The following is a 13,161-nucleotide window of genomic DNA, read 5'->3' on the forward strand; positions in this document are numbered from 1 at the left end:
TTCCTTAATCTTTTAATCCACGGCGTAAACCTATTAATCCGAGTAAAATCAGTAGCCCACCACCACCCCATGAGCCGCCTGAAGTTTTGACTGCTTTGTCTTCCATTTCATTTTTTGGCTCCTGAACAATTTGAGTAGTAATAGTCAAATAAGGTTTACTTTTATTAAACCGTGTCGATGAGGTCACCACTTGTAGTTCGAAAATATCTGCTCCATGCCAGGTAGAATCCGGGGTATAAACGACATTGCCATGAATATCGATGATTGTTTTACCCTTGGAAGCTGTTTTGGTTTGTACCACTTTCAAACAGCCATCTTGCCAAGGCTCCCCCGTCGGATTCTGACCAACAATGGCATTACACTGTTCTTTTGGAATTAAATCACTATCTCCCAGATAAGATTCAATTGAAAACTTGGCAATTTCACCCTTTAACAGATCTTGTCCCACCAGACTGCCTGAGATTGGTATCGTGATTTCAACAGCACCACGATCACAAAACAGATTATCCATCAAACGGTTGATCCCGCGCTGATCTGCCGCTTCACATGCTACCGTTGGATTTGCTAAACTCAATCCTGTGCCTCTATTCACAATCGGTGATTCACTCACAAGGATATAGTTCAACAAAATTCGTGGGCGCATATAACCGAGAAATTGTCCTTTAGGAACGCTATATGGACAAAGTATGGCATTATTATTTTCTTGTAGGGTCTGACAAATACCTTCACTTTTATCTGAGGATTCAGCAAAAAGTCGTGTACCATTCCAAAACTGGTTCGGCGCGACGGCATCCCCTACACCACACGAGGCTGTCAGCAGATTATTTTGTGACACAGACTTATCACCAGTGATAATTTGGCAATCCTGTGTACCATTTCTTAAAATAATACTATTCGCTACATAAGCTCTTCCATACGGTGCATGGATATTTAAAGCAGTATTTTCATTATCAACCATGGTGAGATTATTCAATCCCATCCCGTCCAGGACATTAATGAGTACACCCTTATTTTTTAGTATCGTACTACTTAATATCTCCCCACTAATACCTTGATCTTTACTGGAGTCAGCAAACTGTCCCGCGCTATAAATATTGGTCGCTGAATTATCCAGTGTCTGGTTATTTTTAAGTACACTTTGATAAATGAGGAAAGCAGGTAGCTCGCTATACAGGATCCCGCCTCGTTGGGCTTTATTATTTTCGATCAGACTATTTTTAATTTGTGCACGGCTTGTTAAGTTCTGACCAAACTTGCCAGCATTATAAATTGCCCCACCCAAGTTGGCAGCAGCATTAAATAGACGGTTATATTCTAGAATTAGCTGACCTTTATTATAAATTAGGCCACCTTGTTCAGCACAACTGGTTTTACCACAGCCTTCAAGATCCAGTTCCTTCAAATTTAACTGAACCAATGTATCTGTACTGTTGATCCGGAAAAGATTATCGGTACCTTTCATTTGAATATGAGCATTATACAAACCTAATGCTTTTTCATCCGTACTGAATTCACCATCACTTTCTGCGACCGCACGGATGGTAAGAGATTTTTTGATCGCAATATGCTGGTTCAACACATAGGTATTTTTTTCTTTTAAAATAATGGTACTGGATGAGTTCTCCCCACCACACCCCATAAAACCTGATTTAGCTAAGCCACGGTTAACATACTCAACAGCTTCTCGAAGTGAACATTCCTTGTCATCTTTTTCAATATCTTCTGTAGTGGTTACAATAATATCTGCACTATACGACTGCCCCGCTATACATAGCAAAGCTATGCCTATGCTCTTCTTGAGCATAACCTTCTCCTTAATTTTTATTTCTTTCTTTTTCTTCTAAAGTTGCAGAATCCTTGCAACAGCGAATTATTTTGCCTTACTGTGTCATAGACTGAGTAATTACTCAAGAATTTTTATGATTTACCGATATTCGTCAATCAAGGCATATATCTGCCGCAGATTGGCATTGCTAACTTTTAACTTTTCCCCTTTAAGTAGTTGAATAATCTGCTCTAATCTTTGAAGCAGCACTGAAGTTTGATGCGGCCCATGGCTGAGTAAATAGTCAAAGATTTGAGGGTCTAAATGGATCCCACGACGATCGAGTACCGAGGAAACTAGCGCATAGCGATCAGCATACAAACTGCCACTCGGAACACGGGTACTAACCGCCTGCGTGAGACGGGATTGTAAATCTGGCAATTCGAGTTTGAGTTCGATAGGTGCAAAACGTGACGAAAACACCAACTGCCCACCACCTTCATTATTATAATTAATCAAGTGAAATACTGCGCGTTGCCAATGGGGTACGCCACTAATCGCTTCGATATCATCAAGTGCTACCAGATCAAAACGATCCAGAGAAGTAATCGCCTCAGTCGGTGCATCTAAAAGCTCAAGCAAAGATACCTGAATTGCAGATTTACCTACTTCCAGATAAGAGTCACAGATGGCAGACAACAAATGACTTTTACCTGTACCGGCTCCCCCATAGACATAAAATTGGTTGATCAGGCCTGCATGTAATTGACGGACAGCATCAATGACATGCCCCCAACCCGGCCCTGAAAAATCACTGATTCGGGCATCGAGCTGAGGTTCTATATCTAACTGCAATTGACGCATACGATTTTGTGGCCTTATGAGTCTTTACGATGTGGATCGTGAATTTTACTTGAGTTCTCCTCTGCTTGCAGCGGTTTTTTCTGTGGCTTTTTCATTTCAATATCAACATCTAAGTCTGCTGTTTCAATATTGATTGAACCGGTAGAGGCATCTTGTATGATAACAGCCTGATCACCATAAAATGGCGTATGTTCATAATACTCACGGATATGCCGCAGCAGTACCACAATCACGGCTGCCACTGGTAAGGCAATCAGCATACCCAAGAATCCGGCCAGTTGCGCACCTGCCAGAACTGCAAATACTACAGCTACAGGAGAAAGACCAATTTTATCACCTAGTAAGAACGGTTGTAGGATATAGCCTTCTACAGCCTGACCCACCATGAATACAATCCCCACCAGTACCAGCTGCCACCAGTCGATTCCAAATTGGAAAAAGGTTGCAATGACTGCGGCAATAATTCCAACCGCAAAACCAAGATACGGAATGATACTGCACAATCCGGCAATCATCCCGATGATCAAGCCAATCTCCAGGCCAATCAGTTGCAGTCCCACTGCATAAACCACGCCCAAAAGAACCATGACCAGGAACTGACCTTTGACAAAGGCACCTAAGACACTATGACATTCACTCACAATATTTAAGGTTGTTTTTTCATAAGGACGGGGAATCAGGCGGCGTAAGCTGTCCAGCATACGATCCCAATCCAGCAAGAAATAAAAGGCAATAATCGGAATCAGGACAATCGTGCCACCAATCTGGATAAAATTCAGGCCAGATTGTGCCAGTTTTAGCAGCATTGCCTGAATACTGTCCGCACTATAATTGGTCTGGACATAGTCCATTACGACTGAGGAAATCTGATCGGTATCGATTTCCATTGGTACCAGATTAAAGCTATCGGAAAGCCAAGGTAAGAACGTGTAATTGATCCAGTGAATCCCGGCTGGAATGCTATCACGCGCATACATCAGCTGCTGCCAGACTAGTGGCACCAGATACCACATCACCAATGTAACCACGATCCCAATCCCGATAAATACGATACTGATCGAGAGCCATCGAGCCAGCCCAATGCGGTGCAAAACATTAACCAAGGGGCTAAATAAATAAGCAATTAGAAAAGCTGCAACAAAAGGAACTACAACTGGTTTAAGCAGATATAAAACCCAAAGTATCAATGCTATACCAGCAAGTATAAGAATGCGCCGTAAAGTACGATCGACCATAGAATCTTGCCTTTTCTCTATTAATCATTCTAAAAATTAAAATATTTTAATAAAGATAGCATTTTAGGCCACAAATACCATAAGAGTTTTACATATTCAGGTTATAATCGCACCCGCGAATGCGGAGACTTCATTATGAGCAACTCAACTTCTACCCCAAACACTGGTTTAAGCTACAAAGATGCAGGTGTCGACATTGAGGCGGGCGACGCGTTAGTCGATCGTATCAAATCTGTCGCTAAGCGTACCTCACGTCCCGAAGTTATGGGCGGTCTAGGTGGCTTTGGTGCACTTTGTAAAATTCCTAAAGGTTATGAAGAACCTGTTCTCGTATCTGGCACAGATGGTGTTGGTACAAAATTACGTCTGGCACTGAATTTGAACCGTCATGACACAATTGGTCAAGACCTGGTTGCAATGTGCGTGAATGACCTTCTTGTCTGTGGTGCTGAACCACTGTTCTTCCTTGATTATTATGCAACTGGTCACTTAAATGTTGATGTTGCTGCAAATGTAGTCACAGGTATTGGCGCTGGTTGTGAACTTGCTGGCTGTGCATTAGTTGGCGGTGAAACTGCCGAAATGCCAGGCATGTATGAAGGTGAAGATTACGATCTTGCAGGTTTCTGTGTCGGTGTTGTTGAGCAAAGCAAAATTATTGATGGCTCTAAAGTCAAAGCGGGTGACGTTTTAATTGGTGTAGCTTCTTCAGGTGCGCACTCAAACGGCTACTCACTGCTTCGTAAAATCCTGGACGTGAAAAACGTTGACCTGAATCAAATCGTCGATGGCCGCCCACTTGCAGATGTTGCAATGGAACCAACACGCATTTATGTAAAACCAATTCTTGAACTGTTAAAACACGTTGATGTCCATGCGATGGCACACATCACCGGTGGTGGTTTACCAGGTAACTTACCTCGCGTACTTCCAAACGGTGCTCAAGCGTTGGTAAATGAATCTTCTTGGGAATGGCCTGAGCTATTCAAACTTCTACAACGTGAAGGCGGCGTAGAACAATTTGAAATGTATCGTACTTTCAACTGTGGCGTCGGCATGGTGCTGGTTGTTGATGCAGCTGATGCAGACAAAACTGTTGAATTACTCAACCAGCTTGGTGAAAAAGCATGGGCGATGGGTCAGATTCAAGACAATGCTGAATCGGTTGCAGGTGCAGACGAAAAAATTCGTGTGATCTTCGCGTAATTTCGCATGATTAAAATTGCTGTACTTGTTTCAGGTAGTGGATCAAATCTGCAAGCCTTGATTGATGCCAATCTTTCAGGGCAAATTGTGGGCGTAATTTCCAATAAACCTGAAGCCTTTGCTTTAACGCGTGCACAACAGGCAGACATTCAGACTGCAGTTATTGAACACAAGCAATATCCGAATCGTGAAGCTTTTGATGATGTCATGCATCAACAGCTTTCGGACTGGGATGTAGATCTGGTGGTACTTGCCGGCTTTATGCGAATTTTAAGTGAAAAGTTTGTGAAAGCCTGGGAAGGGAAAATGTTAAATATTCACCCTTCCCTGTTGCCTTATTATAAAGGCATGCATACGCATCAGCGTGTACTCAATACCGGTGATGTTCTGCACGGTTGTACGGTGCATTATGTTACGGCTGAACTGGATGCAGGCCAAGCGCTTGCCCAAGGTGTTCTCAAGGTTTCTCATCATGATACGGTAGAAAGTTTGGCAACACGTGTGCATAGCCTCGAGCATGTGATCTATCCACAAGTCGTAGAATGGATTTGTAGCGGAACGATTCAACATACTAAAGATGGTGTGTTATATCGAAATGAGAAAATGCAAGCGCCTGTTCAATTCTGCAAGTTCTAAAAAAATTTAGATATAAAAAAACGCATCCTCGGATGCGTTTTTTTATTTCCAATATATTCAATAATTCAAGCAGACTGTTGCTGAATCAGCTGTTTGACCAAGCCAGCTACTTGATCAGGTTGTTCCAATGGGAACATATGTCCACCATCCACCACGGTAAAAGGAATACCAAATTTCTTTTGCACTTGCTGCGGGAACTTGCGGGCCAGAAATGGACCTTTCTTAGCCACAACTAAATGCACAGGAATTTTGGGTTTTGCCTGAGGCAACCACCATAGTGACGGATTGGTTCTAAAGACTGCGACCTCATCCATTTTAGGAATAGTGAGTTCTACCCCACCCCGGATGGGATCATCCTGCAAGGCATGGTCAATATAAGCTTGGAAGCAATCTGCATCAAAATCCTGATAAAAACCTTTAGGGCGCAGCAATTCAGCGGCTTGTTCACGTGAATTCCAATGGTCACGACGGCGTTTGGACAGACCGGCCGGAGACATTTTATCCAATGCTTTTAAGCGAAAAGTCTTGGCAATATGCAAGGCAAAGGCTTCTTTGCCCATAATCATCGGCGGGTCCAGCATGATCATTTGTGAAAACAGTTCCGGACGCTGCAAAGCCGCCTGCAGAGTTAACACAGATCCCAAAGAATGCCCCAGACCAATGACAGGTCGCCCATGTGACTGACGTACAATACTGTCAATCACTTGCTGGGTCAGGCTTTTCCAATGGTTATCAACCGGATAACGCTTGTCTGGCCCTAAAAGCGGCACATAGATAATATCGTAATCATCTTGTAATCCATCAAACAGCTTTTGATAGACTTTGGATGGCACGCCATTGGCGTGCGCGAAATGAATCAATGGTTTCATTGCAGTGTCGTGCTATTTTCTGACTGAAGCTTCTGTGCAACCGAAGAAGCAATTCCATCCCCAATCGATGAACCCATACGACCCAAGACTGATTCAAATGGACTATATTCAATGGTGTAATTCAACGCTTTTTCAGTTTTCAGTTCACGTTTCAAAGTATTTAAGCTACCGATACGATCCGCAATTCCTAATTTCACCGCCTGATCACCGGTCCAGAACAAGCCAGAGAAAATAGCAGGATCATTGGATTTCAATTTATTGCCACGTCCTTGTTTAACTGCATTAATAAAGTGACCATGCACATTATCCAGCACACCCTGTACGTGGGCTTTTTGCGCAGGATCAACCGGCTGAGTCATAGACAGCAAAGCTTTATTTTCACCTGAAGTCATGGTGCGATCTTCAACGCCTAACTTTTGCAATAGATTAGTCACACCATAATTCGGCATGATTACCCCAATTGAACCAACCAGACTCGATGGATTGACAATAATTTCATCCGCGGCTGAAGCAATATAATAAGCACCTGAAGCCCCCGTATCGCCAATCACGGCATACAGTTTTTTCCCAGGATGCTGTTTTTTCAGATACTGAATTTCCTGCCAGATCTCATCCGACTGTACCGGTGAACCGCCAGGTGAGTTGATATTTAGTACCACTGCTTTGCTTTGTTTATTTTCAAAGGCTTTTTTCAATGATTTGATGGTATTGCTACTGTTGACACTCTGCTTGTCGGCTGCAATCGTACCCACAATATCCACGACTGCAATATGAGAACCCGCACCAGCGCTGGCATCTGACGAGACTGAACTACAGCTCTTGCCCAATGCCAGAATAACCACAAGCAGATAAGCAAAAGTCAGGAATTTAAAGAAAATTCCCCAACGGCGCGCACGGCGCTGTTCTTCTACCGAAGCTAAAACTGCTTTTTCAAGCAATTTCCATTCCGGACCAGTCGGTTGAACTGGCTGTTGCGTATTTTGTATTTGATTTTCAGGTTTTGGTGGCCAATCGGACATAAATAATCCAATAAATTGATTTATATTGAATCCATTATATACACTGAATCGGGTAATTCTGTCTAAACAAAACGTTTTCGCCTATAATAAATTTTGTTCTCTTTTTTTGTACTTAGACGAAATCAATGACGAAACAGGGCTCACGGAATTCAGCTTACGGATTACTCAAATACATTAGCCGCCAACCGCTTCCGGTTTCTCGCTGGATGGCCCGTATTCTGGCCTTTATTGTGAACAGTTTTAAAGTCACTAAAACTTCGGAAGTCATTCGTCTCAACCTTGAAATCAGTCTTTCAGAACTGTCTAATCAGGAACGTGAACAGATTAACCGTGCTGCGGTTCGCAATGAATTAATGTCATATTTCGAGTTCTTTACTATTTGGGGCTCAAGCAATCAGAAAAATCTTAAACGCGTTCATCGCGTTATTGGCGAAGATCTACTTCATGATGCCATTGCACAAATTAAAGGCCTCGTGTTAATCGTGCCGCATTTTGGTACCTGGGAAATTATGAATGCCTATATTGCCCAGTTCACTTCAATGACGATTATGTATAAACCTGTGAAAAATCAGGCTGCAGATCAATTTGTACGGGCTGCCCGTAGCCGGGAACAGGCGCATCTGGTACCGACCGATGAATCTGGCGTTCGTCAGATTTTTAAGGCCTTAAAACAAGGCGGCACTACGGTCATCCTGCCGGATCATACCCCGAATATCGGTGGTGAATATATTCCCTATTTCGGCGTGCCTTTGGCCACGAGTAATTTGAGTGCTAAACTGATTCAAAAGACCAAAGCGCGTGCCCTGTTTTTATATGCCTTGCGTAATACTGATGATGGATTCGATATCTTTATCGAAACGGTTGATGAAAAAATTTATAGTGGCAATGCCAATCAAGGCACGCAAGTCATTATCAATAGTATTGAAAATTTAATTCGTCGCCATCCGGAACATTATCACTGGAGTTATAAACGTTTTAATGCGCATCAAGACTTAGGAAATCTCTATAAACTTGAACATGAACAAGCCCTGAACAAAGTAAATGCGTTGAGAACACAAGAACTACATGAAGTTTCGCCCATATTGGAATCAGTCACTTAAAGGCTGACGATACAACCACTGCCATCCATGTCGTTCGGCAGAAAGCACCAGTTTTGAGCCTTGTTGCTGGAAGTGCACACTCCCCTGTTCTGCCGTGGTCAATAATGGAATATTAAGAGCTTTTAACCGTTGCTGCGTCAGTTGGCTCGGGTGGCCATAACGGTTAAATTTCCCAGCCGAGGCAATCGTCAATTTAGGTCGCAAAACTTCTAAAAATTGATAGGCTGAACTGTGCTGACTGCCATGATGGCCGAGTACCAGCACATCGACCTGAAGTTCGGGATAGTCTTGGAGCAGTTGATATTCAGTCTCCCAGCCCGCATCGCCCATCAGTAAAAAGTTTTGATACGGTCCGGTATTTTTAACTTGCAGATATATCACGCACGACCGGTCATTTTTATTGAAGTTTGGCGTATTTAACTGCTGCTGCCGAGGTGCCAGAATTTTAAAGTTAATCGTCTCAGACCATTGCCATTGCTGTCCTGCATAACAAAACTGAAAGCTTGAAGAAGCAGCTGTTTCAGGCATCTGATTGGATGACACTTGTCGGATGTTTAGTTGATCTTTAATGCTGTGATATGCACCGCTATGGTCCTGATCCAGATGGGTCAAAATCAGTTGATCCAGTTCTCCAACACCTTGCACAGACAAAAATGGCATAATCACTTGCCGACCAATACTGAATTTTTCTTCATTATAATAACCGCCCATATCGATCATCATGCTCTTTTGCCCTTCCCGAATGAAGATGGCCTGTCCCTGCCCGACATCCAGAACAGACAGCTGAAATGCATGCTGATTAAGTTGAGGAATGCACAGTGGTAAACAGGCAAGTGCTGTCCAGCTTTTGGGCACTAAGCCACGCGGCAAAAAGACAATTAATAAGCCCAAAATACATAGAGCAATCATCCAGACATTCATGGCCACAGGAATCAGTTGCGGTGCAAACAGCCGATCAAGCAGATTCAAAAATGCCAGCAGTATATGAATAAAAATATCATTGAGCTGAAACAGCAGACTCGAAAGTGGTTCAGAAATGAAAAATAATAAAGCCGCCAGAATATCTACGGGAACTATCAGCAGGCCAATCCACGGGATAGCCACCAGGTTGCTTAGCGGGGTAATCCAAGCCACCTGCTTAAAAAACAACATCATTAAGGGAAACAGGGCCAGAAAGATTTTCCACTGCGACTCCATCAAAACTTTTATTGCAAAATACAGTCGTTGTAATGCTGTTTGTACTGTTTGATGCGGTTGCTGCTGAATGGTTTGATAGATCCGCAGCAAGACAAAACAGGCCCCATAAGACAGCCAGAATGCGGCCGACAAAATGCTAAAAGGATCAAAGAGCAACAATAAGGCAGCACTTAAAATCAGCAGTTTTAATGGCTGCATACTTTGCCTGAGCAGCAGCGTAAAAGTCACAATCACACAAATCAGTAAAGTGCGTAACGCCGGAATTTCAAAACCGACAAAGGCACAATACAGCAATACACATAACAAAAAAGGCAGACTCAAAAAATACTGCCTTGGCCATTTCAGATAAATCTGCGGTACGTACCTTGAAATCAGATATTGCAACGCTCCACAAACGATAAAGGCAAAGATCAGGACATGCGGTCCGGAAATCGCCAGCAAATGACTCATGCCAAAACGCTGGAATTGCTGTTCCGTCGCTTGATCCAAGAGACTTTCATCACCACTTAATAGAGCCAGTAACAAGCCTTTCTGCTGTACGGGTTGTCTGGCCACAAACTCTCTTAAGGTCAGTCGCTGCTGTTCTACCCAAAGCAAAAATCGCTGATTCAAATTTTTCTGCTGACATAGATATTTAGCATGACCTAGTGCATAGAGTTGTTGCGGTTGCAACTCTTGGATATGTTTAATCCTAAACCCGGCCATAACATTTTGCTGCAAGGCCCATTTTTCTGCATCAAAAGCACCCGGTGTCGCATAACTATGGTTAGGTCGAATCTGGCCTTGTAATAAATAATAGTGTCCCAGTTCAAGAGTCTGCTGTTTGGTTACATCATTTCCTAAACTGGATATGACAGGATCTGAAACTGGCAGAAAACCCATCCACTTAACTGTAGTGCCATCAGGGTTAAGCACATGCAGGGCTTGCTGGATATTCTGATCGCCCAGTTTATTCAGCTCTTTGATATAGACTACGATTTTTTTTCAGAGACCTCGTGCTCTCGTTTGGATAAACGTTCAGCCAATTGCAGATTGGCATAAGCATGACCTAAAAAAACTCCCAAAAGCAGGCTTGATCCAGTGATCAACAAGCTTCGCAGCGGTGTATTCGAAATGAACTTTAATTTATGGCAACCCATATACCACAACAGCGCAACGATCAAAACTACCGTCCCGCTCAGTTGAACAGACAGGAAACTTTTCCCCATACAGGCAAGGCCTAAAATCCAGCCGATACACAGCCACTGCAACATTGAATCTTATTCTTTATTATTATTTTGCCCAATAATAAAGCCCACCGGAGTGAGCTTCAATCAAATGCGAATATTCTCGTTATTTATGGTTCAATCCAGAGACCATCCTGCATATGTAAAATCCGGTCTGCAGCATGGGCCAGCTGTTCATCATGCGTCACAATCAGCATCGCCATATTGAACTCACGTTGTAATTCGGTCAGCAGTTCAAAAATCTTTGCTGCAGTCTTGCGGTCTAGATTTCCGGTCGGTTCATCGGCCATCATCAGTTTAGGTTTACCGACCACTGCACGCGCCAAAGCTACACGCTGACGCTCACCTCCGGATAATTCACCCGGCTTGTGAGTCAGACGATGCGAAAGACCAACACGTTCCAGCAAATATTCGGCCTGCTGTTTGGCTTCCTTAAACTTCATGTTGTCGCGTAACATCAGCGGCATGGCCACATTTTCCAGTGCCGTAAATTCTGGCAACAGGTGATGAAACTGATAAACAAAGCCCAAATGCTCATTCCGCACATAACCGCGTTCTGCTTCAGACAAGGTATCAAAACGGCGGCCATTCACCATGACCTGACCCGAAGTCGGACGATCCAACCCGCCCAGAACATGTAATAAGGTACTTTTACCTGAACCACTTGAACCGACAATAGAGACAAATTCACCCGCTTTTACCTGTAGCGACAAGCCACGAATCACATCGACAGTGGCCTTGCCATCGGTAAAGGATTTGTGAATATTCTGGGCATCTAAAATCAGATTACTCATAACGCAAAGCCTCTGCCGGTTGAATTTTTGCTGCACGTAAAGCCGGATAAATTGTCGCGACAAAACTAAGGGCCAGTGACAAGCCTACAATCACCAAGACATCCTGCCAGCGCAGATACGAAGGTAAGTAGTTAATAAAATAGGCATCAAACATATTCAGGCCTAAAGTATTGTTGAGCCAGCCAATAAAGCTACTGATACTGGTTGCCGCAATAATCCCGAGGATGGCCCCTGCACAAGTTCCAATCACCCCAATCACGGTACCTTGCACCATAAAGATTTTGGTAATGGTGGCAGGTGAAGCCCCCAAAGTCCTTAAAATGGCAATGTCCGATTTTTTATCCGTCACCACCATCACCAGTGAAGACACAATATTAAATGCCGCGACTAGAACGATCAGGAATAAAAGCAGGCTGACCATGGCTTTTTCCATCTGAATCGCGCTGAACAGATTACCATGGGTATAAGTCCAGTCCGAAGCATAGAAATTCCCCGGCAAATCACGCACAATTTCCTGAGACACTTGTGGTGCCAGGAAAATATCATCCAGCTTCATACGCACACCCTGCGCACCATCCGGTAGACGCAGCAAGGTCGAGGCATCATTTAAAGCGATATAACCCATCATCGAGTCAACTTCAGCACCAATACTGAAGATTCCCACCACTTTAAAACGCTTGAAACGCGGGACGACACCAGCTGGTGATGGGGTGGCTTCTGGCAAAACCAGAGTAATATTGTCATTTAAACCCACACCCATGGCATCGGTCATTTGCTTGCCCAAAACAATACCAAATTCACCTTTTTTCAGGCTGTCGATACTGCCCTCAACCATATGGTTTTGTATAATTGAAACTTTTTTCTCATACTCGGGTTCAATCCCGCTGACCATAATGCCGGCGACCTGACCCTGTGCGGTCAGCATGCCTTGTAATTGAGTAAAAGGTGCGACTCCCTGAACATGCTCATGCCCTTCAATTTGCTTTGCAAGTTCTGGCCAATTTGTTAAAATTTGTGTTGAGGAAACAGTCGCTTGAGGTATCATTCCTAAGACACGATTCTTTAACTCTCGGTCAAAACCATTCATCACAGACAACACTGTAATGAGGACTGCCACACCGAGTGTGAGGCCGATCATTGAGACCAACGCGATAAAAGAAATGAAGTGGTTACTACGCCGTGCGCGAGTATATTTCAACCCTATATACAGCGAGATTGGTTTGAACATAACCATCTAGTCCGAGGTAATA

The 13,161-nt window shown here is 43.5% G+C and carries 10 protein-coding genes and 1 pseudogene; 3 read left to right on the plus strand and 8 right to left on the minus strand.

Annotation, left to right across the window (positions count from 1 at the left end; genetic code table 11):
• Positions 1 to 4: 4 nt before the first annotated feature.
• The 3 genes from rbtA to cxpE form a co-directional block, all read right to left on the minus strand.
• Positions 5 to 1,804, minus strand: a complete 1,800-nt coding sequence (rbtA, locus tag BFN00_RS04915; protein ID WP_071850626.1) for a rhombotarget A — start codon at positions 1,802 to 1,804, stop codon at positions 5 to 7.
• Positions 1,805 to 1,924: 120 nt separating this feature from the next.
• Entirely contained in the window at positions 1,925 to 2,629 is a 705-nt protein-coding gene (gene hda, locus BFN00_RS04920) for a DnaA regulatory inactivator Hda (protein ID WP_004645685.1), read from the minus strand.
• A 14-nt stretch (positions 2,630 to 2,643) separates the two neighbouring features.
• Positions 2,644 to 3,864 carry a chloramphenicol efflux transporter CxpE gene (cxpE, locus tag BFN00_RS04925; protein WP_004279126.1) on the minus strand — a complete coding sequence of 407 codons (1,221 nt, stop codon included), beginning with the start codon at positions 3,862 to 3,864 and terminating at the stop codon, positions 2,644 to 2,646.
• A 135-nt stretch (positions 3,865 to 3,999) separates the two neighbouring features.
• On the opposite strand from cxpE, the gene purM reads away from it, so the two are divergent.
• Entirely contained in the window at positions 4,000 to 5,070 is a 1,071-nt protein-coding gene (purM, locus tag BFN00_RS04930) for a phosphoribosylformylglycinamidine cyclo-ligase (RefSeq protein ID WP_005106398.1), read from the plus strand.
• A gap of 6 nt (positions 5,071 to 5,076) precedes the next feature.
• Entirely contained in the window at positions 5,077 to 5,706 is a 630-nt protein-coding gene (purN, locus tag BFN00_RS04935) for a phosphoribosylglycinamide formyltransferase (RefSeq protein WP_071850627.1), read from the plus strand.
• A 65-nt stretch (positions 5,707 to 5,771) separates the two neighbouring features.
• On the opposite strand, the gene BFN00_RS04940 is transcribed toward purN, so the two are convergent.
• On the minus strand, positions 5,772 to 6,575 hold the full coding sequence (locus BFN00_RS04940; protein ID WP_005252462.1) for an alpha/beta fold hydrolase: 804 nt from the start codon (positions 6,573 to 6,575) through the stop codon (positions 5,772 to 5,774).
• Positions 6,572 to 7,594: a signal peptide peptidase SppA gene (gene sppA / locus BFN00_RS04945; RefSeq protein WP_071850628.1), complete on the minus strand. Its 1,023-nt coding sequence runs from the start codon at positions 7,592 to 7,594 to the stop codon at positions 6,572 to 6,574. The genes BFN00_RS04940 and sppA overlap by 4 nt, the downstream gene beginning before the upstream one ends.
• Positions 7,595 to 7,719: 125 nt before the next feature.
• Between sppA and BFN00_RS04950 the strand changes: the two genes are divergently transcribed.
• Positions 7,720 to 8,694, plus strand: a complete 975-nt coding sequence (locus BFN00_RS04950; RefSeq protein WP_071850629.1) for a lysophospholipid acyltransferase family protein — start codon at positions 7,720 to 7,722, stop codon at positions 8,692 to 8,694.
• On the opposite strand, the pseudogene BFN00_RS04955 reads toward BFN00_RS04950, so the two are convergent.
• The 3 genes and pseudogenes from BFN00_RS04955 to BFN00_RS04965 form a co-directional block, all read right to left on the minus strand.
• Positions 8,683 to 11,144: pseudogene (locus tag BFN00_RS04955) on the minus strand (DNA internalization-related competence protein ComEC/Rec2). The gene BFN00_RS04950 and the pseudogene BFN00_RS04955 overlap by 12 nt on opposite strands.
• A gap of 83 nt (positions 11,145 to 11,227) precedes the next feature.
• Positions 11,228 to 11,911 carry a lipoprotein-releasing ABC transporter ATP-binding protein LolD gene (gene lolD / locus BFN00_RS04960; RefSeq protein ID WP_004645694.1) on the minus strand — a complete coding sequence of 228 codons (684 nt, stop codon included), beginning with the start codon at positions 11,909 to 11,911 and terminating at the stop codon, positions 11,228 to 11,230.
• The gene (locus BFN00_RS04965; protein ID WP_004645695.1) at positions 11,904 to 13,139 is read right to left on the minus strand and encodes a lipoprotein-releasing ABC transporter permease subunit; all 1,236 of its coding nucleotides are present in this window, start codon (positions 13,137 to 13,139) and stop codon (positions 11,904 to 11,906) included. The genes lolD and BFN00_RS04965 overlap by 8 nt, the downstream gene beginning before the upstream one ends.
• Positions 13,140 to 13,161 lie beyond the last annotated feature (22 nt).

Source organism: Acinetobacter sp. AR2-3 (assembly GCF_001878775.1).
Classification (GTDB): Bacteria; Pseudomonadota; Gammaproteobacteria; order Pseudomonadales; family Moraxellaceae; genus Acinetobacter; species Acinetobacter lwoffii_D.